Source organism: Erythrobacter sp. S267 (assembly GCF_057365045.1).
In genome coordinates this window covers 1,229,806-1,250,592 of record NZ_CP200298.1, presented here as the reverse complement: position 1 = coordinate 1,250,592, position 20,787 = coordinate 1,229,806, and the positions used below count along the sequence as shown (strand labels likewise).

The following is a 20,787-nucleotide window of genomic DNA, read 5'->3' as shown; positions in this document are numbered from 1 at the left end:
ATGTCAGGAACAGAAGCAGCTGCGCTTGCAGATCGCGAACCGACAAAGAAGGAAATCCGGCTCGTCGTCGGGGCCTCCTCTGCGGGCACCATTTTCGAGTGGTACGATTTCTTCATCTACGGAACGCTTGCCAGCTTACTGAGCCCCGTATTCTTCCCGTCGGGCAATGAAACGCTAAGCCTGCTCTATTTCTGGGCGACCTTCGCGGTCGGATTTGGCTTTCGACCAATAGGTGCAATCCTTTTCGGCTATCTAGGCGACAAACTGGGGCGCAAATATACGTTCCTGGTCACCGTCACACTGATGGGCATCGCGACCGCGGGTGTGGGTATGATCCCCTCAGCCGAGACGATCGGGATTGCCGCACCGATCATAATTATCGCCTTCCGCATTCTTCAAGGGCTCGCACTTGGCGGAGAGTATGGCGGGGCGGCGATCTATGTCGCTGAACATTCTCCACCCAATATGCGCGGCTATTACACCAGTTATATCCAGGCGAGTGTGGCGGGCGGCTTTGTCCTTTCGATCGTGGTCGTGTTGGCGTGCCGTGCGCTGATCCCAGCAGATGACTTTGCTGAGTGGGGCTGGCGTGTGCCGTTCTTGCTCTCGATCGTCTTGCTGATCATCTCCTTGTGGATGCGCTTGATGCTGTCGGAGAGCCCGGTTTTCAAAGCGATGAAAGAAGCCGGCGAGACTGCCAAGAACCCCTTCGTGGAAAGCTTCACCTATCCGGGCAACAAGAAGCGCATTTTTGTCGCTCTGTTCGGTGTCGCGGCGGGTCTGACAGTGATCTGGTATACGGCGTTCTTCTATTCGCTTTCGTTCCTGAAAGGGCCGATGCGGATGGAGGATGTGACCGCTGAGATTCTGATCGGGATCGCCGGTTTCATCGCGCTTGGGCTGTACATCGTTGTTGGCAAATGGTCCGACAAAGTCGGCCGCAGGAAACCGATCCTGATGGGCAATATCGCGACGCTGGTTTTGCTCTTCCCTCTGTTCTGGGCGCTCGGTTCGCTCGCCAATCCGGGCCTGCAAGAGGCGCAGCAAAGCTCCCCAGTGACGATCGCCGGTCCGCAATGCGACTACGATCCTTTTGCCGATGAGCAGACGAGCAATTGCGGCCGCTTGATGCAGGATCTGACCGATATTGGCATCTCCTACACCGTCGAAGCAGGTGAGCAGACGGCTCTGAGTGTTGGCGAGGCGCAGCTCGACCTAGAGAGCTATCAGTGGGATGATGGCGCGGCGCGGACGGGCCAACTCGAAGCCTTCCTGACCAGCAACGGTTATGACTTCTCAGAAGGCGTGCCAAGCGTGGGCGCGATGATTGGGATAGTCGCATTGCTGGTCGTGCTGGGCGGATTGTCAGCGGCCAATTACGGCTCCGTCGCAGCGCTATTGACCGAGATGTTCCCGGCCAAGATTCGTTACTCCTCAATGTCGATCCCTTACCACTTTGGTGCAGGGTATTTCGGGGGCTTTCTGCCTCTTATTGCCGCCTTCATCGTGGCAAGCACCGGGGATCTCTATGCAGGCCTTTGGTACACTTGGGGCTTCGTCCTGATTGCCACATTGGTCGCATGGTGGGGCTTGAAGAGTGGTCCACCGACGGATTTCGAAGATGAATCCACCTGAGCCGTCGCTTCGCCTAACCGTCGATACCGCCGCGCTTGCCGCCAATTGGCGCATGCTCGATGCGATGTCGGGGGAGAGGGCTGTGGCTGGCGCGGCAGTCAAGGCGAATTGCTATGGACTGGGCGTAGACGAATGCGTGCCAACCTTGCGCGATGCGGGGGCGGAGAAATTCTTCGTCGCGCATTGGAGCGAGGTTGCTGCAGTGGCTCAGCATGTCCCTGCCAATCAGATCGCGGTGCTCCACGGGCCAATGACGCAGGCCGATTGTGACTATGCACGTGCGATGGGCTGCGTGCCGGTGATCAACTCGCTTGTGCAGGCGCGGCTCTGGGGCGAGACGGGCGGGGGGCCATGCCACCTGATGATCGACACTGGGATCAATCGCCTTGGCATTGCTCCGGGCGAGGTAGGCGATCCGGCCATCCAAGCGCTCGACGTGGATGTGTTGATGAGCCACTTGGCATCCGCCGATGAAGACAGCGATATGAACCAGCGTCAGCTCAGCGCATTCACTGCCTGCCTGCCACGTATTGCTCACAAGAGAGCCAGCCTTGCCAACAGCGCTGGCATTGCGCTGGGATCAGACTACGCCTTCGACATGACGCGGCCGGGCCTTGCGCTGTATGGCGGCGTGCCGCGCGGTGAGTTTGCCGGCAGAATTCAGAAGGTCGCTCAGCTTCAAGCCGCGATCATCCAAACGCGCCAGATCGGTGCCGGTGATGCAGTTGGCTATAATGGCGAATTCACCGCACCGCGTGATATGAAAGTGGCCACAGTCTCGCTTGGCTATGCAGACGGTTTTTTGCGGGCGCGTGGCAAAGGCACTGCTTTCATGGCAGGAGAGGTTGCGCTGCCACTCCTTGGCAAAGTGTCGATGGACATGGTGGTGGTTGACCTGTCAGGGGCAGAGAATCTGCGCGAGGGTGACTGGCTGGACGTGCCCTTTGATCTGCCGCATGCTGCGCAGCAAAGCTCTGTTTCTCAATATGAATTGCTGACTGTGCTTGGCCACAGAATGCGCGGCTAATGCTGCGCGCTTCTCGCGCTTGCAAACAAATTGCTGCGCTCTTGTTGCGCTGCACATTGTGCGGGTGCTAAGTGATGGAGCACGGTCGGTAAAAACGCGTATTGGGGTCAAGGTACATGGCACGCAAAGCAGCAGAAACGCCTGAAGGATCGGGCGACACCATCATCATCAAGAAATACGCCAACCGGCGTCTCTACAACACGGCTTCATCCAGTTACATCACGCTGGAAGACCTCGCCAGGATGGTGCGTGAGAACATTGATTTTGCGGTCTTCGATGCGAAGAGTGGGGAGGATATAACCCATTCGATCCTGACCCAGATCATCATGGACGAAGAAGCCAATGGCGGGCAGATGTTGCCGGTCAGCTTCCTGCGCCAACTGATCAGCATGTATGGCAATTCGATGCAGGCGATGATGCCGTCATACCTCGAAGCGAGTATGACGAATTTTCGCGAAAACCAGTCGAAGATACGTGAGGCATTTGAGAAGGGTCTGGCCAACAATCCACTCTCTGCCATTCACGAAACGAACATGGCGATGATGCGCGCAGCGGCTGAGACTTTGATCCCGGGTGTTTCGGGAAAAGGCAAGGCGACGAAGCCAGACATGCCAGCCAATGACAGCTCCGACGCCGAACTGGCGGCTCTGCGTGAGCAGATGGCTGCGATGCAAAAGAAGCTGGACGAGCTGGGCAAATAAGCCCACTCCGCTCCGGCAAACAGACAAGCAGGAAATCGAGTGGCTAACATCAGGCACGCGCTCAATGTGAAGCGCGAAGACGACTTCGCCAAATGGTATCAGGAAGTGATCTCCGCGGCTGACTTGGCCGAGGAATCCGGAGTGCGCGGCTGCATGGTGATTAAGCCGTGGGGCTACGGCATCTGGGAGCGCGTGCAGCGCCTGATGGATGACCGGATCAAGGCGGCGGGCATCCAGAACGCCTATTTCCCGATCTTCATTCCGCTCGCCAATTTCGAACGGGAAGCTGATCACGTCGAAGGCTTTGCCAAGGAAATGGCTGTCGTCACGCATCACAGGCTGATTGCGGATGGGAAGGGCGGTCTGATCCCCGATCCAGAGGCCAAGCTCGAAGAGCCACTGGTTGTTCGCCCGACTTCCGAGACCATCATTGGCGATGCGATGGCGCGCTGGGTGCAAAGCTGGCGCGATCTTCCGTTGATGCTCAACCAATGGGCTAACGTTGTCCGCTGGGAAATGCGCACACGGATGTTCCTACGCACCAGCGAGTTCCTCTGGCAGGAAGGCCATACTGCGCACGCGACCCGTGACGAAGCGCTTGAGGAAACGCACCGTGCGCTCGAAATGTATCGCGCCTGTGCGGAAGAGGACTTAGCGCTGCCTGTGATCGCAGGCGAGAAGCCCGAGAATGAACGTTTCCCCGGCGCGGATGAGACCTGGTCGATCGAAGCAATGATGCAGGATGGGAAGGCTCTGCAGGCGGGCACCTCGCATTATCTCGGCACCAATTTCGCGCATGCGGCGGGCATTCACTATCAGGATAGCGAGGGCACGCAGCAGCTCTGCCATACGACCAGTTGGGGTGTCTCAACCCGGCTGATTGGCGGTGTCGTTATGACTCATGGCGACGACGACGGCCTGCGAGTGCCGCCGCGTATCGCTCCGCATCAGATCATCATCTTGCCCATGCTGCGCGAGAAGCCGGAGGATGAAGCCGTGCTTGCCTATTGCGAAGAGGTGCGTGCATCGCTCGCTAGCCAATCCGCAATGGGCGAACCGATCCGCGTCCTACTAGACAAAACACCGGGCAAGGCGGCGGCCAAACGCTGGGCCTGGGTGCGGAAAGGGGCTCCGGTCATCGTGGAGGTCGGCCCGCGCGATATGGAGGGCGGCAAGGTCGCTGTCCTGCGCCGCGATGCTTTGTGGAACATGGACAATGGCAAGCCTGCCATGGCCTTCACGCCGCGTGATGAGTTTGCCGCTGGTGCCGCTGCACTTCTCGAAGACATTCAGACCAGCCTCTTCACCGAAGCGGCGACCCGCCGCGACGCAAATATCACGCGCGGCATCACCGACTGGCACGACGCGGTTAACCACTTCCGCAAGGGCGGCAAATATCCGGGCTGGGTCGAGGTTGAGTGGTCTAAGCCCACGGGCGCGGCCTTGGAGGCGGTGGTTGAGAAGCTGAAGGCAGAAAAACTGACCATTCGCAATGTGCCCAAGGATAGCGAAGCTGCGAGTGGAACCTGTGTCTTCACCGGCGATCCGGCGGTAGAGCGTATTCTGGTGGCACGCGCCTACTAGGCGGCGAAGAGGGGACACGACCATGCTCGATTCAATCAGATACAGCCTTGCCAATGTGCTGAATTTCGAAGGCCGCGATGCGCGCTCGACGTTTTGGTACTATATTTTGTTTCTGGTGATCGCGCAGTTCGTCATCACGATGGTGGCTTCAATCCCGATGTATGTCGCGATCTTTTCGACCGTGTTTGACGCCGCAACCGTTGGGCAGGACCCGGACATGGTTGTGCGCGGCATGGCGCAGGAGATGGCGGGGCAGATCCGGACCCTGACCTATGTCGGCTTTGCGCTCACGATCCTGACTGCGATTCTGATGCTGGCCAGCTTCGTCCGTCGTTTGCATGATGCGGGCTATACGGGCTGGATCGCAGCAATTCCGATCATCACGCAGCTCTTCAGCCAGATCTACACGCTCAGTTTTCTGGATCGCATCGAGGAAGTGACCTTCGAAGCGATGACTCAATCCGCAACTGGCGCAACCGACGAGCGATTCAACCCTTATGCCTTGCAAGCAGAGATGGGTGTTCTGGGTCTCGTTGGATGGATTGGCTACATCGTCGTCATCGGTTTCGGCGTCCTCAAATCGCAGGAAGGGCCGAACCAGTATGGAGACGGCCCCGTTCGCTTCTAGAATGGCCCGTCACTGATGGCTCAACGCAACACCCGCCGTCCCGCTGGCCTGCCTTCCAAGAAGCAGGTTCTCGAGTTTATCCAGACCAGCGATACGCCTGCAGGCAAGCGGGAAATCGCGCGCGCCTTCGGCCTCAAAGGTCAGGAAAAGATCGCGCTCAAAAAACTGCTCAAGGACATGGCGGAGGAAGGCCTTATCGACGGCAAGAAGACCGCCTATCACCGCATGGGCGGCGTACCCAAAGTGACTGTCCTGCGCGTGATCGAGATTGAGGATGGCGAGCCGATTGCAGTGCCCGACAACTGGGCTCCCGATGCGCCCGAGAAGCCTCCGCGTGTGACGGTTCGCGAGATGCAGGGGCGGGGCGGCAAACGCGCACCCGCCCTGAAACGCGGCGATCGCGTGCTCTCCCGGACCGAGGAGGGAGAGAGTGGTTGGGTCGCTTTTCCGATCAAGAAGCTACCCGCTCGCACCGAAGGCCTGATGGGCGTTGTTGAGCTTGATGGCGCCGGCAAGCCTTGGCTCGCGCCGGTCGACAAGCGTGTGCGGAGGAGCTCTCCGATCAGTGATTTGGGCGAGGCCGAGGAAGGCCAACTGGTTATCGCTGAGCGGGCGGGGCGCTCCGAACGTTCCGGGGTCAAAGTGATCGAAGTGGTCGGCGACCCGCTCGCACCCAAAAGCTTCAGCCTCATCGCCATTGCCAAACACGGCATCCCGCACACCTTCCCCGAAACCGTCATCACAGAGGCGGGCCAAGCCGCCGAGCTCGCTTTGTCACAGGACAAACGCGAAGACCTGCGCGATCTTCCCATCATAGCCATCGACCCTGCCGATGCGCGTGACCACGACGATGCGATTTGGGCCGAGCCGGATGGCGAGGGCGGCTTCAACGCCAAGGTCGCGATTGCGGATGTGTCCTACTATGTGCGCCCCGGCTCAGCGCTCGACCGCGAGGCGAGGAAGCGCGGCAACTCTGTCTATTTCCCCGACCGCGTTGTCCCGATGCTGCCCGAAGTGCTGTCCGCCGACATGTGTTCTTTGCGAGAGGGCGAGGACCGCGCGGCGATGGTGTGCCACTTCCATATCGATGCGCAGGGCAAAGTCGGCAAAGTCCGCTTCACCCGCGCTATTGTCCGGATCGCGCATGTGATCGCTTACGAAGATGCACAGGCGAAAGTGGACGCAGGCGACGCGCCGGAGTTCCTTTCCAACCTCTGGGCCGCGTGGAAGCTGCTCGCCGCAGCACGCGATGCGCGCGAACCGCTCGAACTTGAACTACCCGAACGCCGCGTGATGCTCGACGACGCAGGCCAAATCGCCGAGATTGCCGTGCGAGAACGCCTCGATGCGCACCGCGTGGTTGAGGATTTTATGATCGCGGCCAATGTCGCGGCGGCAACTGCGCTGGAGAAGAAGACTTCTCCGGTCGTATACCGCGTCCACGAACCGCCGAGCCGTGAGAAGCTGATTGCTTTGCGCGACTATATGGCGACGCTCGATATGCCATTGGCGCTGGGACAAGTCGTAAAGCCGTCGCTGTTCAACCGCATCCTCGGCAATATCGATGATGAAAGCGAAAAGGCGCAGGTGATGGAGCAGGTGCTGCGCACGCAGACGCAGGCCTATTACTCACCGACGAATGCTGGGCACTTTGGGCTCGCGCTTGGGTCTTATGCGCACTTCACCTCGCCCATTCGGCGCTATGCCGATCTGCTCGTCCACCGCGCTCTGGTCGATGCCTACAAGCTTGAACAGCCCGCGCCCAAGGGGCCCCAAAGAGATGTGCTGCCCGATGCAAGTGGGTTGTCGGACAAAGACCGAGCAAGCCTGAAAGAAGCTTCAGACGCGATCAGCCAGACTGAACGGCGCGCGATGGAAGCGGAGCGCGATACGGTCGACCGCTATGTCGCGGCATGGCTTTCTGGCCGGGTGGGAGAGGTCTTTGACACGCGCATCACAGGCGTTCAGGGCTTCGGCTTCTTCGCGACAATCGAAGGTTTGGGCGGGGATGGCCTTGTGCCAGTCTCGACACTGGGCCGCGAGCACTTTGCCTATGACGAGGCTGCGCAGACCCTGACCGGAGAGCAGACCGGCACAACCTATGCGCCAGGCGACCGGTTAAAGTTGAAACTGGGAGAGTCCAACGCGCTGACGGGCGCGCTCAAATTCGTACCCGTCGATGCCGATGGCAACGAGATCGAGGCGCGCGGGAGGCGCCCTGCGCCTCGTTATGGGCGCAAGGGCCAAGGGCGGGGAAAGCGCGGTCCCGGCGGAACAGGTGGCAAGGGCGGAGGAAAGTTCATGGTCGGAAAACGCCGGGGACCAGGCACTGTCCGCAAACAGACCAAGCGCCGCAAGTAAGCGCCTAGGCTTCGTGCTCGGCGGCTTTCTCGTCGTAGCTTTCGGGGATGATGTAGACGGGGCAGGGCAGCCCACCCGCATTGGCGGCAAAGTGCGTCACCAGAGGGCCAGGAGAGCCGCCGCTCGCCGCGCCGAGGATCAATGCGGCAACTTCGGAATGGCCTTCCAGAAATTCGCTCACCAGTTTTGGGCCATTGCCAATCTTGACCGATATGGTTGGCATGATCCCGCTTTCAGCCAATAGATTACCGGCAACGCCGTGGGCCAGAACCTCTGCCCGGTCGCGCGCTTCTTGTTCAATGGTCGCTTGCACGCCGCCAAAAGCGCTGAAGTTCTGTTGCCGGACCAAGGCCAGGATATGCACCGCGCCGCCTACCGACACTGCCCGCCGCGCCGCATAGCGCATTGCCGCACGCGCTTCGTCGCTTTCGTCCATCACCACCAGGAATGTGCGCACTCACTGTCTCCGTGTCGAGGTCCGAGCCTACAATCCCATTGCCGCTAGGGTATCCGGGTAAAATTCCCGCAATGCAAGCACGTGAGAGGACTTGCCCCAAACGCATCATTGGCTAAAGGCATGGATGGACACTTCGCGTAAGGCCTGCGGTGTTTGACCTTTGGGCCTTGGGATCGCGCCTAGGGAGTTTTGCAATACATCATGGCTATCGAAATCAAGATGCCCGCTTTGTCGCCGACCATGGAGGAAGGGACCCTCGCTCGCTGGCTGGTGAAGGTCGGCGATACCGTCAGCTCGGGTGACATCATGGCCGAGATTGAAACCGATAAGGCTACGATGGAATTTGAGGCTGTTGATGAGGGCGTGCTTGCCGCGATCCTGATTGAAGAGGGGACGGAGAACGTCTCGGTCGGATCGGTCATCGCGATGCTGGCCGAAGAGGGCGAGGATGTCAGCGATGTGAGCGCTCCGACAGCCGATGCGACACCTGCGCCTGTTGCGACACCTGAGCCAGCCCCCGCACCCGCAGCGGCCAACTCCAATCCCGCCAATGATGATGTGAAAGCCAGCCCGCTCGCGCGCCGCATTGCAGTGAATGAGGGTGTGGACCTCGCCGGCCTCGAAGGCAGCGGTCCAAAGGGGCGTATCGTCAAGGCGGATGTGGAAGCGGTTATCGGTGGCAGCGCTCCTGCTGTGGTTGCGCGTTCGGGAGACCGGGTGATTGCTTCTCCTCTAGCGCGCAAGCTGGCGGCGGATGCAGGCTATTCGCTGGGCGAGATTTCGGGCTCTGGGCCGGGCGGTCGGATCATCAAGTCCGATGTCGACGCCTTCACGCCTGCCCCCGCTACGGCGAAGGAAGACAAGGCGGCTCCTGCACCGGCGACGGCGAAACAGCCCGTCAGCGATCTCGACGCCCCTTACGAAGAGCAAAAGCTCAACAACGTCCGCAAGGTCATCGCGCGCCGCCTGACAGAGGCAAAGCAGACCGTGCCGCATATCTACCTCACCGTGGATATCCGCCTCGACCCGCTGTTGAAGCTCCGCAGCGAGCTGAACGCGGCGCTTGAAGCCGATGGCGTAAAGCTGTCGGTCAATGACTTTATCATCAAGGCGCTGGCCAAGGCCCTGACGCGCGAGCCGCAGTGCAATGTGTCGTTCCAGGGCGACGTGATGCATCAATACACCCGCGCTGATATTTCAGTCGCGGTGGCGGCTCCCTCGGGCCTCATCACCCCGATCATCCGCGATGCAGGCCGCAAGAGCCTTGCAGAGATTTCAGCGGAGATGAAGGCACTCGCTGGTAAGGCGCGCGAGGGCAAACTGCAACCGCACGAATTCCAGGGCGGCACGGCGAGCCTCTCCAATCTCGGCATGTTCGGCACCAAGCAATTCGACGCTGTGATCAACCCGCCGCAGGGTATGATCCTTGCCGTCGGCGCTGGCGAGAAGCGGCCCTATGTCGTCAATGACGAATTGACCGTCGCAACCGTGATGAGCGCTACGGGAAGCTTCGACCACCGCGCGATTGACGGTGTGGACGGCGCCAAGCTGATGGACCAATTGCGCACGCTGATCGAGAACCCGATGGGGCTGGTGGTTTGAGTTTGGCGGTGATCGCGAAGGCTATCGTGATTGCCGTTTGTGCGGCAGCGATGGCCACTTTGTATTTCATCGGTTTTCTGATGCTTGAGAACGGGGCATTCTTGGGGCCGGATATCAATCCAGAGACTATCCAAGGCGTGTTTGTGATTAGTCTTTCTGGCTCCTTCATTCTGGGCCTGCCCATCGCTCTTTTGACGCTCCATCTCTCGTGGGATCATCTGGTGTTGTCGCCCACTACGGTTGCCATCGTTGCAGTCTTGGCGGGGATCATGATGATCCTTGCCAGCTTTGTTCTGGGAGGGGAGTCTGGAGTGGTGGTTCTGGGCATACCTTCGTTTGTCGCCGCCCTTACTTATGGCATCCTAGGCTGGCTCTGGATCCTCCGCCCCCTTCGCAACTCCCTCAATAATCCTCCCCAGGAAAAGGAAATCGCCTGATGGCAAACTCGTATGACGTTATCGTTCTTGGCTCTGGGCCCGGTGGCTATGTCGCCGCGATCCGGTGCGCGCAGCTGGGTCTGACGACCGCTATTGTCGAGCGAGAGAATCTGGGCGGCATCTGCCTCAACTGGGGCTGCATTCCGACCAAAGCGATGCTGCGCTCAGCGGAAGTTTATCACCAGATGCACCGGGCCAGCGAGTACGGCCTGAAGGTCGCAGGCGAGATTGAGGCGGATCTGGAAGCCATCGTGAAGCGTTCTCGCGGCGTGGCCAAGCAGCTCAATCAGGGCGTCACGCACCTGATGAAGAAGAACAAGATCACTGTCCATATGGGGGAGGGCACGCTGACCGGCGCGACCTCTCTGACGGTGAAATCAGACGAAGGCGAAGAGCAACTCACCGCCAAGCACGTCATCGTCGCCACCGGAGCGCGCGCTCGCGACTTGCCGTTCGCGCCTGCCGATGGCAAGCGCGTGTGGACCTATCGCACCGCCATGACCCCGCCGGAGAAGCCCTCCAAATTGCTGGTCATTGGCTCCGGCGCGATCGGGATCGAATTTGCGAGTTTCTACAACGATATCGGGGTCGATGTGACGGTGGTGGAGATGCTCGACCGGATCGTTCCGGTGGAGGACGAGGCGGTTTCGGCCTTCCTCGAAAAGAGCCTGACCAAGCAGGGCATGACCATCATGACCGGCGCTGGTGTCGAGGACATCAAGGTCTCCGACAAAGGCGTAACCGCGACGATCAAGGATGCCAAGGGCAAGGTCGAGACGACCGAGTTCAGCCACTGCATCACCGCCATCGGGATCGTCCCCAACACCGAAAATATCGGGCTGGAGGGCCTCGCTGAGATGGACCGTGGCTTCATCCAGATTGATGACTATGGCCGCACCAAGACCGCTGGTTTGTGGGCCATCGGAGACTGCACTCCGGGACCATGGCTGGCGCATAAAGCAAGCCACGAGGGCGTCACCGCCGCCGAAGCCATCGCACAGGAACTCGGCAACACAGAGGTCCATCCGCACCCGCTTGACCGCAGTAACATTCCCGGATGCACTTACTGCCACCCGCAAGTCGCCAGCGTCGGCATGACCGAGGCGAAGGCCAAGGAAGCAGGTCACGAGGTCAAGGTCGGCAACTTCTCCTTCATCGGCAACGGCAAGGCGATTGCTCTAGGAGAGGCTGAGGGCTTCATCAAAACCGTCTTCGACGCCAAGACCGGAGAGCTGCTGGGCGCGCATTTGATCGGCGCGGAAGTGACCGAGCTGATCCAGGGCTATACGGTCGGCAAGACGCTGGAGACGACCGAAGCCGAGCTGATGCAAACCGTCTTCCCGCACCCGACCTTGTCAGAGATGATGCACGAAAGCGTCCTCGATGCGTATGGACGCACGCTCCATATGTGATGGCTGGAGAAGCCGTCCTCAAGCGGCGAAGCGGTAGGACAGAAAAGAGGTGGCGGACAGTCAGGGATTCGAACCCTGGAAGGGCTTGCACCCTTGCCGGTTTTCAAGACCGGTGCATTCAACCACTCTGCCAACTGTCCGCATCCGTGGTTCGAAAAGCTCGCTAGCGAGGTGCGAGGCGCTTGTCACCACCCAACATGCAGGTAGAAGCATTTCATGGCTCAAGGCACGCACGATTTCACTCCTGATCTCCGCAATGACACGGTTCTGATCAGCGTCAACGGGGTGCTGACCCCGCGCGCTGAGGCGACGGTTTCGGTCTTTGACAGTGGTTTCATGCTGGGCGACGGCGTGTGGGAGGGGTTGCGGTTGCATCGCGGCAAGATCGCGTTTCTGGAGGCGCATCTCGACCGGCTGTATGAAGGCGCGAAGGCCATTGCGATGGATATCGGCCTCACCCGCGAAGAACTGTGCGAGCGCATCGACGCAGTAGTCGACGGCAACGGCATGCGTGAGGAAGAGGGCGTGCACATACGACTGATGGTGACGCGCGGCATTCGCTCAACGCCGTATCAAGACCCGCGCGTTGTCATCTCGCCCGCAACCATCGTTATCATCCCGGAGTACAAGGCTCCGCTGCCTTCGACCATTCAGACCGGTATCCGGCTTTTCACTGTGCATGTGCGGAGAGGCGATCCGGCGGTACAGGACCAGAAACTGAACTCGCACTCCAAACTCAACTGCATCACCGCCTGCATTCAGGCGACGCAGGCGGGTGCGGATGAGGCCTTGATGCTTGACCCGCATGGCTTCGTCGCGACGTGCAATTCGACCCACTTTTTCATTGTGAGGAAGGGTGAGGTGTGGACTTCCTCCGGCGATTATTGCCTGGGCGGGATTACCCGGAGCAATGTCATCCAGGTTTGCCGAGAGGCTGGCATTCCGGTGTTTGAGAAGAACTTCTCGCTCACCGATGTTTATGGCGCGGATGAGGCCTTTGTCACCGGGACCTTCGCAGGCGTCGTTCCCGTGACCGAAGTGGATGGCCGAGCACTCACGCCTGCGCGCGGGCCGATGGTCGAGCGCTTACAGGGTCTCTATCGCGAGCTGATGGATCGCGACGTCTCATGACCCTTCGTATCGCCATGTGGTCGGGGCCGCGTAATCTTTCGACCGCGATGATGCGCAGTTTCTCGAGCCGGTCGGACACGTTCGTGAGTGATGAGCCGTTCTACGGAGCCTATCTTAACACCACGCGCGATCCGCAGCCGATGATCGATGAGATCATCGCCGACATGGATTGCGACTGGGAAAGCGTGAAGGAGGCTCAAAACGGCAGCGCGCCCGATGGCAGCGCAATTTGGTATCAGAAGCATATGCCCCACCACATGGAAGGCCCGGTCAGCATCCTCGACTTTCCCGAGACCCGCCACGCCTTCCTGATCCGAGACCCGATCCGCGTCGCGGCGAGCTATGCCAACAAACGCGCTGCCATCCGGCCCGAACATCTGGGCGTCATGCGCCAACGCGAATATTTCGAGAAGGAAGCTGAGCGGACAGGCCGCGCGCCGCCTGTAATCGACAGCCACACCATTTTGCTCGATCCCGAAAGCGCTCTGAGAAAGCTGTGCGCCGCGCTCGATATCGCTTGGGACCCTGCGATGCTCAGCTGGGAGCGCGGACCTCATCCCCAAGACGGCATCTGGGGTTCACATTGGTATGATAAGGTCAACGCCTCCACCGGGTTTGGCACTGCGCCCGGCGCGCTGCCGGCACTCGATGGAGAGTATAGAAAAACAGCCGATGCGTGCCGCGAAGACTATGAGTTCATGCTGAATTATGCGATCTGACTTGCAACAACCCCTGATTGAGAGACGCCCAAAGATGCGCTTCAACCGCTTGCTTACCACTTCCTTCGCCATTCTTGCCGCCGCGATGGTCGGTAGCCTTTCCGCTCCAGCCCCGACACATGCGCAAGTGGCCGCGCGCGATGGGATCGACTTTGACGCTTATCTCGAACTTCTGAAGGCGCGGGCGCGGGCTGAGGGTGTGAGCGAGGCAACGCTTAGCCGCATGACCGCTGGTCTGACGCCGAACGAGCGAGTGATCCGCCTTGACCGCGGCCAACCCGGAAGCCCGACGCGGCGCGGCTATCCGGCCATGGCCCCTTACATTCGGACCCACGTCAATCCGACCCGCATCGCTGGTGGCAAGCGGGTTTACAGCGCGAACTCTGCCCAACTTCGCGCGGTCGAAGCGGAATATGGCGTGCCGGGAGAGATCATCGTCGCAATCTTCGGACATGAAACCGCTTATGGCCAGATCCGAGGCAATTTCGACCTGTCACGCAGCCTTGCAACTCTCGCATGGGAAGGTCGCCGCCGCGACCTGTTTGCCGGCGAGTGGGTTGCCCTGATGCAGGTCGCCGACAAAGGCTATTCGCGCAGTCAGCTCGTCGGCAGTTACGCTGGCGCTTTCGGCAATCCGCAATTCCTGCCTTCGGTGTATCTGCGCCTCGCCAAGGATGGTGATGGGGACGGCCGGGCCAACATCTTCACCAATCGCGCCGATACATTTGCCTCGATCGCAAACTACTTCAAAGACGCCGGATGGCGCACCGGACAGCCTTGGGGCGTGCGCGCCAGTGTTCCGCGCGGCTTCGACGTCGATGCCTATAAGTCAGAATTGGTTTCCCCCGTCTGCTCGCGTGTGCATGAACGGCACAGCCAGTGGAAGACCATCGCTGAATGGCGCGCGCTGGGAGTGCAACCGCAACGCCCGCTTCCAGACGACACACTCACCAGCCTGTTCCAGCCTGATGGTCCGGGAGAGCCCGCTTACCTCCTCACTGGCAATTACCGCGTGATCCTCGAGTATAATTGCTCGAACTATTACGCGATGAGCGTTGGATTGCTGGCTGACGAAATCGTGAACTAAGCACCGCTCCGGCCTCGCCTATTGCGGGTCTGCGGGCTAGAACGCCGGTGTGATTAGAGCTCTCACACTCCTTCTTGCGGCATTCCTGCTGCCGCATGTAGCATTTGCGCAGGTTCAGCCGGGTGTGCCCAGCGCTGAGGATGCCCCCATCGCGATCCTGGTCGACGTGACCAGCGGGCAGGTGTTGTTCGCGCGGGAAACGCAGCGGCGCTTTGTCCCCGCCTCGATCACAAAGACCATGACCTTGTTCACGGCCTTCAGGCGGATGGAGGAGGGCGCGCTCGATCCGCAGCAGGCATATACGATGCGTGATGAAACGTGGGAGGAGTGGAACGGGCAGGGCTCCACGATGTGGATCAATGCGCGCGATCAGGTTGCGGTCCACGATTTGCTGATGGGTATCGCTAATATCTCCGCCAATGATGCCTCGATAATGCTCGCTGAAGGACAAGCGGGGTCGGTTGCTGCGTGGGTCGACGGCATGAACGCAGAGGCGCGCGCTTTGGGCATGACGAGCAGCCATTTCGGCACGCCCAATGGGTGGCCGGATGAAGGTGCTACTTTCACAACCGCAAGCGATCTGGTGAAGCTCGCTCAGGCGCTGGTGACGCGCTATCCGAACGAATATGCGCGCTATATGGGCAAGCCCGGCTTTGCCTATGGCGGGATCGAACAGACCAATCGCGACCCTCTTATTGGCGTGATCGAAGGGGCGGATGGGATCAAGACCGGCTACACGAACGAGGCAGGCTTCGGCTATCTCGGTACCGCTGAGCGCGACGGGCAACGGCTTGTGTTGGTCATCGCTGGAGCCCCGCGACAATCGGTCCGAACACGGGCTGCGCGGCGGTTGATGGAATGGGGCTTTGCCGAGTTTGATCGCAAACTGCTGTTTAATGCGGGAACGGTCATCGGCTCTGCGCGGGTGCAAAACGGCAATGCGCGCTCGGTCGAGTTGCGAGCTGATCGTGATGTGTTCGTCAACGTCCCTAAAGGGCGAATGGGCGAAGTCTCCGCTGTGATCCGTTACAATGGTCCGGTACGCGCTCCGATTGCAGAAGGGCAAAGCATCGCGACTTTGGTGGTCGAGGTGCCGGGAATGGAGCCCGCCCGCATTCCCTTGCACGCGGTTGAAGCGGTGGGAGAGGCTGGGTTCTTCTCTCGCCTGTTCAACGGGATTGCGGGGTGGTTCTCATGATCGGTCGGACGCCAAGAGGGCGCTTCATTGCCTTTGAAGGCGGGGAGGGGACCGGCAAGTCCACTCAGGCCAAGATGTTGGCAGCGGCTTTGCGGGCGCGTGGGCTCGAAGTGATCGTCACTCGCGAGCCAGGCGGTACTCCGGGTGCAGAGGCTATTCGTGAATTGCTGCTCCATCCGCCGGGGGAGGGGTGGAACGCGAAGGCTGAGGCGTTGCTGTTTGCGGCGGCTCGCTCTGACCATGTTGCGACGCTGATCCGCCCCGCTTTGGCGCGCGGAGCCTGGGTAGTCTGTGATCGCTTCGTCGATTCAAGCCGCGCCTATCAGGGCGGAGCAGGGAGGCTGGGGGATGAAGCCATCCAAACACTCCACGCCTTTGGCAGCGATGGGATGCGACCTGACTGCACGCTTCTTCTTGAAGTCGACAGCGCGCGCCTGTCCGAGCGTCTTTCCGCACGCGACGGCGGGGAAAGCGACGCAATCGGAGGGCGCAGCGCAGCCTATCACGAGGCGGTGGCTGACAGTTTCCGCATGCTGGCCACTGAAGACCCTGTTGGCATCAAACGCCTCGACGGGATTGGGACTCCGGAAGAAGTCCATGCTCGCGTTTTGTCCGCTCTTGCGTCGATGCTGGAGAACTCGCCCGAATGAGCAATGCGCCAACCCCCGAATGGCTCAACCACGCGGATGCCTGGCGCGACTGGCGCGGGGCGATGGCGGGTGCGCGGATGCATCATGGCTGGCTGCTCGCAGGCAAAAAGGGGCTCGGCAAGCTCGACTTTGCCATGGCCGCCGCGCGCGAATTGGTTGCGCAAGAGGGTGTTCCGCAGCCGCCGGGCGACCATCCCGACATCATCGTCCTCACCTATGGCGCCAAGAACGACAAGGAAGCGCGCGCCCAGGCCGATGGCAAGAAGTTCGAACGCGCGCGCAGCATCCGCGTCGATCAGATCCGCGCAATGCAGCGCCGTTTGACCACGCGGCCAACCTTGGGCGAGAGGCGCGTGATCATCATCAATCCCGCGGATGATATGGAAATCAGCGCGGCGAACGCCCTTCTGAAAAGCCTCGAGGAACCGCCGCAAGGCACCTATTTCATGCTGGTCGCGCACCGCCCTTCGCGGCTGTTGCCCACGATCCGATCACGCTGCCGAATGCTGCGCTTCCCGGTCCTGACGAACTCTCAGTTGGAGCGGATGCTCGACGCATCGGGAACGGGCGAGGGCGGGGCGCGCGAAGCGGCCATCCGCGCGGCGGAAGGATCATACGGAGCAGCCCTGCGCTTCGCTGAGCAGGACCTTGGCCCAGTGGCGGCAGCCATCCAGTCGCTGATCACACAGGGCGACCGCGATATGAGTGGGCGAACCGACCTATCCAAAATGATCGGTCCGCGCGCCGACCGCGCCAGGCTCGATGCGGTGTTCGAGCTGGCTCAAGCCATCGTGGCTGAGACCGCCCGCACAACGCCAGATGCCGCGCACAGAGCCGCTTTGGTGGAGACGCACGGGGCGCTCGTAACCCTCGCAGCGCAGGCACCGACCTACAATTTCGACACCGGCCTTCTGTCGGTTGAAATCGGCGGCTTGCTCATGCGCGCTGCGCCCGCTAGCGAACGCGCCCATGGCTGAACCGTTCTATATCACCACTGCGATCAACTATCCCAATGGCCGCCCGCATATCGGGCACGCCTATGAGGGGATCGCAGCCGACGTCATTGCCCGCTTCCAACGCCTGCGTGGCCGCGAAGTGCGCTTCCAGACCGGCACGGATGAACATGGCCTCAAAATGGCGCGCAAAGCGGAGGAGCAGGGCCGCACACCGCGCGATCTGGCGGACGAAATGTCCGGCTATTTCCGACAGATGGATGAGAAGCTGAATATCAGCTTCGACCGCTTCATCCGCACAGTCGAGGACGACCACCACCGCGCGTCGCAAGCCATCTGGCAGCGGATGGAAGAGGCCGGCGACCTCTATCTCGACCGATATGAAGGCTGGTACTCAGTCCGTGACGAAGCCTATTACGACGAAAGCGAGTTGAAAGAGGGAGAGGACGGCCAGAAGCTCTCACCTCAAGACACGCCGGTGGAGTGGACGGTTGAGGAAAGCTGGTTCTTCCGCCTGTCGAAATATGAAGAGCCGCTGCTCGAACTGCTCAAGACACCCGGCTTCCTAGAACCCGCGAGTCGTCGCAACGAAATGATCGCCTTTGTCGAGCAAGGCCTGCGCGATCTGTCAGTCAGCCGCACCAGCTTTGACTGGGGTGTGAAGGTGCCCGGTTCCGACAATCATGTGATGTATGTCTGGGTCGATGCGCTGACCAACTACCTCACCGGCCTCGGCTTCCCTGACGAGACGGAAGAGATGGGCAAGTTCTGGCCCGCCGACCTGCACCTGATCGGCAAGGACATTGTCCGCTTCCACACGATCTACTGGCCCGCATTTCTGATGAGCGCGAAGCTGCCCGTGCCCAGAGCGGTTTTCGGACATGGCTTCCTGCTCAACCGTGGGCAGAAAGAATCGAAGTCGCTCGGCAATGTCACCGATCCACTGGAACTGGCCGAGCAATTCGGCGTCGATGCCTTGCGTTACTTTCTGATGCGCGAAGTCGCTTTCGGGCAGGACGGAAGCTACTCCGCCGAAGCTATTGTCACCCGCTGCAACGCCGAACTTGCGAACAGCTTTGGCAATCTGGCGCAGCGCACTTTGTCCATGATTAACAAGAACATGGATGGGGAACTTGAGTTTTACGAAGAATTGGACGCGGATTTGGACTTGCTCCAATCCGTTCGGCACTGGTGCGGTCTTGCACTACCAATCGAGTTTGAGAAGCTATCGTTCTCAGTTGGTATCGTGAACTGGATGCAGGCCGTAAACGAATGCAACCAATACGTGGATGAGCAAGCTCCATGGACACTGAAAAAGACTGACCCAGAGCGAATGAAGGGAGTGCTCATGACTCTCTTTCGGGCCCTTCGCGATCTTGCCATCGCTGTTCAACCAGTTGTGCCCGAAAAGGCTGCTCTATTGCTCGATACACTAGGTGTGCCGGAGGACGAGCGTCGGTTTAAAGACATACACGAAGGCTACGATTGGTGGGCGCATTTGGTTGGATCTGACTTCAAAGTCGCCAAGCCAACACCCATCTTCCCACGGTTGGAAATGCCGGAACAGGAAGACGCGTGATGCTGATCGATAGCCATTGCCACCTTGAATATAAGGGCCTCGTCGAAGATCAGGACGGCGTCCTTGCCCGTGCGCGTGAGGCCGGGGTGGGGGCGTTCCTCAACATCTCGACCAAAGAGGCTGAGTGGGATCAGGTCGTTGGCACGGCCAAACGTGAAGCCGATGTCTATGCCAGTGTCGGCATCCACCCGCACCATGCTGACGACCACGAAGACTTAGGCCGGGCCAAATTGCTCGCCGCGACCGAGAACCCCAAGGTCATCGGGATTGGCGAGACCGGCCTCGACTACTTCTACGAGCATTCCGACCGCGACACGCAGGCGAAGCTGTTCCGCATGCATATTGATGTTGCGCGTGAGACCGGTCTGCCGGTCATCATTCACACGCGTGATGCAGAGGAGGATACGCTCGAAATTCTCGAGGACGAGATGGGGAAGGGGGCCTTTCCGGCTCTGATCCACTGCTTCACCGCCTCGGATGAGTTTGGGCGTAAAGTGCTTGATCTTGGCCTCACCATTTCGCTCTCTGGCATTGTGACGTTCAAGAACGCCAAGAGCTTGCAGGAGACGGCGAAACACGTGCCCGTCGATCGCTTGCTTGTTGAAACCGACAGCCCGTTCCTCGCACCGGTGCCCAATCGTGGGAAGGTGTGCGAACCGGCCTATGTGGCTGACACCGCCCGCTTTATTGCCGATTTGCGCGAGACTGAAGCGGAGCGGCTCGCGGAGGAGACGACCGCGAATTTCAAGCAACTCTTCAGCAAGGCCGCCCTGTAAGTGAAGTTCATCATGCTCGGCTCTGGCACGTCTACCGGGGTGCCTCGGATAGGCGGAGAAGATGGGACGGGCGATTGGGGGGACTGCGACCCGAATGAACCGCGCAACCGGCGCACAAGGGTCTCGATCCTGGTAGAGAGCAATGAGGGAAAGCGGTTGCTGGTCGACACGTCCTCTGACTGCCGCGCACAGCTGCTCGCGAACAAAATCAACAAGGTCGATGCGGTGTTCTGGACACATGATCACGCGGATCACTGCCACGGCATCGATGACATGCGCGTCATGCGCTATGGGCGCGGTGGTCCAATCCCGAGCTATGCCTCGACAGAGACTGTGCGCCGCTTGCGGAACCGGTTCGGATATGTCTTTGCCGGGCAGGACGGCTATCCAACGATTTGCTCAATCGAAACGCTGGACCGGTTGAAAATCGTCGCCGGGTTCGGCGTGGAATGGTGCCAGATGGAACATGGACCGGGTGAAACCACGGGTTACCGTTTCGAGGCCGATGGTAAATCGATTGCCTATGCGACGGACTACAGTGCGATTTCTGATGAAATGTTGGAGCTTTATGATGGCGTCGACATTTTGGTGAGCGACTGCCTGCGCCGCGATCCGCATCCGACGCACGCACATCTTGCCATGGCGATCGACTTGGGCGAGCGGGTCAGAGCCAAACATCTCGTCCTCAGCCATCTGGACAAAAGCATGGACTATCAGACACTGGTCGATGAAGTTCCAGACTTCGTGACCGTGGGGTATGATGGATTGGAAATGGTTGCGTGAGGGCACGGAGGGCTGACTGTAGCCTGAGATAGCAATATTCCATTTAACATAATATATATTATCATTC

At 59.9% G+C, this 20,787-nt stretch carries 19 protein-coding genes and 1 tRNA gene; 18 read left to right on the top strand and 2 right to left on the bottom strand.

What is annotated here, in order from left to right:
- The 6 genes from AC0V6X_RS05795 to AC0V6X_RS05770 all read left to right on the top strand — a co-directional run bounded on the left by AC0V6X_RS05795 (position 1) and on the right by AC0V6X_RS05770 (position 7,936).
- On the top strand, positions 1-1,635 hold the full coding sequence (locus AC0V6X_RS05795; RefSeq protein WP_486183640.1) for an MFS transporter: 1,635 nt from the start codon (positions 1-3) through the stop codon (positions 1,633-1,635).
- Entirely contained in the window at positions 1,622-2,662 is a 1,041-nt protein-coding gene (alr, locus tag AC0V6X_RS05790; RefSeq protein ID WP_486183639.1) for an alanine racemase, read from the top strand. The genes AC0V6X_RS05795 and alr overlap by 14 nt, the downstream gene beginning before the upstream one ends.
- Positions 2,663-2,778: 116 nt before the next feature.
- Positions 2,779-3,363 (top strand): polyhydroxyalkanoate synthesis repressor PhaR, encoded by a 585-nt coding sequence (gene phaR / locus AC0V6X_RS05785; RefSeq protein ID WP_486183638.1) that lies wholly within the window; start codon positions 2,779-2,781, stop codon positions 3,361-3,363.
- Positions 3,364-3,402: 39 nt separating this feature from the next.
- A complete protein-coding gene (gene proS / locus AC0V6X_RS05780; protein ID WP_486183637.1) occupies positions 3,403-4,947 on the top strand; it encodes a proline--tRNA ligase in 1,545 nt (514 codons plus the stop codon).
- A gap of 22 nt (positions 4,948-4,969) precedes the next feature.
- A complete protein-coding gene (locus AC0V6X_RS05775; protein WP_486183636.1) occupies positions 4,970-5,575 on the top strand; it encodes a DUF805 domain-containing protein in 606 nt (201 codons plus the stop codon).
- 15 nt (positions 5,576-5,590) lie between these two features.
- Complete coding sequence (locus AC0V6X_RS05770; RefSeq protein ID WP_486183635.1) at positions 5,591-7,936, top strand: ribonuclease R family protein; 2,346 nt, start codon at positions 5,591-5,593, stop codon at positions 7,934-7,936.
- A gap of 4 nt (positions 7,937-7,940) precedes the next feature.
- Here AC0V6X_RS05770 and AC0V6X_RS05765 read toward each other — a convergent pair whose 3' ends face one another.
- Complete coding sequence (locus AC0V6X_RS05765; RefSeq protein ID WP_486183634.1) at positions 7,941-8,393, bottom strand: universal stress protein; 453 nt, start codon at positions 8,391-8,393, stop codon at positions 7,941-7,943.
- Positions 8,394-8,594: 201 nt separating this feature from the next.
- On the opposite strand from AC0V6X_RS05765, the gene AC0V6X_RS05760 reads away from it, so the two are divergent.
- Genes AC0V6X_RS05760 through lpdA form a run of 3 tightly spaced genes read left to right on the top strand, consistent with a single transcriptional unit; the run spans position 8,595 to position 11,844 of the window.
- Positions 8,595-9,995, top strand: coding sequence for a 2-oxo acid dehydrogenase subunit E2 (locus AC0V6X_RS05760; protein ID WP_486183633.1), 1,401 nt, complete (start codon positions 8,595-8,597; stop codon positions 9,993-9,995).
- Positions 9,992-10,432 carry a hypothetical protein gene (locus tag AC0V6X_RS05755; protein WP_486183632.1) on the top strand — a complete coding sequence of 147 codons (441 nt, stop codon included), beginning with the start codon at positions 9,992-9,994 and terminating at the stop codon, positions 10,430-10,432. Before AC0V6X_RS05760 ends, AC0V6X_RS05755 begins: the two co-directional genes overlap by 4 nt.
- Positions 10,432-11,844, top strand: a complete 1,413-nt coding sequence (gene lpdA / locus AC0V6X_RS05750) for a dihydrolipoyl dehydrogenase (RefSeq protein WP_486183631.1) — start codon at positions 10,432-10,434, stop codon at positions 11,842-11,844. Before AC0V6X_RS05755 ends, lpdA begins: the two co-directional genes overlap by 1 nt.
- 50 nt (positions 11,845-11,894) lie before the next feature.
- On the opposite strand, the gene AC0V6X_RS05745 is transcribed toward lpdA, so the two are convergent.
- Positions 11,895-11,984 (bottom strand) — tRNA-Ser (locus AC0V6X_RS05745).
- Positions 11,985-12,060: 76 nt separating this feature from the next.
- On the opposite strand from AC0V6X_RS05745, the gene AC0V6X_RS05740 reads away from it, so the two are divergent.
- From AC0V6X_RS05740 to AC0V6X_RS05700, 9 genes are read left to right on the top strand one after another with little or no spacing between them, the layout of a single operon-like run.
- Positions 12,061-12,975: an aminotransferase class IV gene (locus tag AC0V6X_RS05740; RefSeq protein WP_486183630.1), complete on the top strand. Its 915-nt coding sequence runs from the start codon at positions 12,061-12,063 to the stop codon at positions 12,973-12,975.
- Complete coding sequence (locus AC0V6X_RS05735; RefSeq protein ID WP_486183629.1) at positions 12,972-13,694, top strand: sulfotransferase-like domain-containing protein; 723 nt, start codon at positions 12,972-12,974, stop codon at positions 13,692-13,694. The genes AC0V6X_RS05740 and AC0V6X_RS05735 overlap by 4 nt, the downstream gene beginning before the upstream one ends.
- Positions 13,695-13,728: 34 nt before the next feature.
- Positions 13,729-14,781 (top strand): lytic murein transglycosylase, encoded by a 1,053-nt coding sequence (locus AC0V6X_RS05730; RefSeq protein WP_486183628.1) that lies wholly within the window; start codon positions 13,729-13,731, stop codon positions 14,779-14,781.
- Between the two features lie 49 nt (positions 14,782-14,830).
- On the top strand, positions 14,831-15,979 hold the full coding sequence (locus AC0V6X_RS05725; protein ID WP_486183627.1) for a D-alanyl-D-alanine carboxypeptidase family protein: 1,149 nt from the start codon (positions 14,831-14,833) through the stop codon (positions 15,977-15,979).
- A complete protein-coding gene (tmk, locus tag AC0V6X_RS05720; protein ID WP_486183626.1) occupies positions 15,976-16,629 on the top strand; it encodes a dTMP kinase in 654 nt (217 codons plus the stop codon). The genes AC0V6X_RS05725 and tmk overlap by 4 nt, the downstream gene beginning before the upstream one ends.
- Positions 16,626-17,606, top strand: a complete 981-nt coding sequence (locus tag AC0V6X_RS05715; RefSeq protein WP_486183625.1) for a DNA polymerase III subunit delta' — start codon at positions 16,626-16,628, stop codon at positions 17,604-17,606. Before tmk ends, AC0V6X_RS05715 begins: the two co-directional genes overlap by 4 nt.
- Positions 17,599-19,161, top strand: coding sequence for a methionine--tRNA ligase (metG, locus tag AC0V6X_RS05710; RefSeq protein WP_486183624.1), 1,563 nt, complete (start codon positions 17,599-17,601; stop codon positions 19,159-19,161). Before AC0V6X_RS05715 ends, metG begins: the two co-directional genes overlap by 8 nt.
- Entirely contained in the window at positions 19,161-19,937 is a 777-nt protein-coding gene (locus tag AC0V6X_RS05705) for a TatD family hydrolase (RefSeq protein ID WP_486183623.1), read from the top strand. The genes metG and AC0V6X_RS05705 overlap by 1 nt, the downstream gene beginning before the upstream one ends.
- On the top strand, positions 19,938-20,720 hold the full coding sequence (locus AC0V6X_RS05700; RefSeq protein ID WP_486183622.1) for an MBL fold metallo-hydrolase: 783 nt from the start codon (positions 19,938-19,940) through the stop codon (positions 20,718-20,720).
- The last annotated feature ends 67 nt before the right edge of the window (positions 20,721-20,787 follow it).

What these genes read in the sequence shown, in the direction of transcription:
- AC0V6X_RS05795 (WP_486183640.1), top strand. Translation starts at nt 1, where the DNA reads ATGTCAGGAACAGAAGCAGCTGCGCTTGCAGATCGCGAACCGACAAAG.
- alr (WP_486183639.1), top strand. Translation starts at nt 1,622, where the DNA reads ATGAATCCACCTGAGCCGTCGCTTCGCCTAACCGTCGATACCGCCGCG.
- phaR (WP_486183638.1), top strand. Translation starts at nt 2,779, where the DNA reads ATGGCACGCAAAGCAGCAGAAACGCCTGAAGGATCGGGCGACACCATC.
- AC0V6X_RS05775 (WP_486183636.1), top strand. Translation starts at nt 4,970, where the DNA reads ATGCTCGATTCAATCAGATACAGCCTTGCCAATGTGCTGAATTTCGAA.
- AC0V6X_RS05770 (WP_486183635.1), top strand. Translation starts at nt 5,591, where the DNA reads ATGGCTCAACGCAACACCCGCCGTCCCGCTGGCCTGCCTTCCAAGAAG.
- AC0V6X_RS05760 (WP_486183633.1), top strand. Translation starts at nt 8,595, where the DNA reads ATGGCTATCGAAATCAAGATGCCCGCTTTGTCGCCGACCATGGAGGAA.
- lpdA (WP_486183631.1), top strand. Translation starts at nt 10,432, where the DNA reads ATGGCAAACTCGTATGACGTTATCGTTCTTGGCTCTGGGCCCGGTGGC.
- AC0V6X_RS05740 (WP_486183630.1), top strand. Translation starts at nt 12,061, where the DNA reads ATGGCTCAAGGCACGCACGATTTCACTCCTGATCTCCGCAATGACACG.
- AC0V6X_RS05735 (WP_486183629.1), top strand. Translation starts at nt 12,972, where the DNA reads ATGACCCTTCGTATCGCCATGTGGTCGGGGCCGCGTAATCTTTCGACC.
- AC0V6X_RS05730 (WP_486183628.1), top strand. Translation starts at nt 13,729, where the DNA reads ATGCGCTTCAACCGCTTGCTTACCACTTCCTTCGCCATTCTTGCCGCC.
- tmk (WP_486183626.1), top strand. Translation starts at nt 15,976, where the DNA reads ATGATCGGTCGGACGCCAAGAGGGCGCTTCATTGCCTTTGAAGGCGGG.
- AC0V6X_RS05715 (WP_486183625.1), top strand. Translation starts at nt 16,626, where the DNA reads ATGAGCAATGCGCCAACCCCCGAATGGCTCAACCACGCGGATGCCTGG.
- metG (WP_486183624.1), top strand. Translation starts at nt 17,599, where the DNA reads ATGGCTGAACCGTTCTATATCACCACTGCGATCAACTATCCCAATGGC.
- AC0V6X_RS05705 (WP_486183623.1), top strand. Translation starts at nt 19,161, where the DNA reads ATGCTGATCGATAGCCATTGCCACCTTGAATATAAGGGCCTCGTCGAA.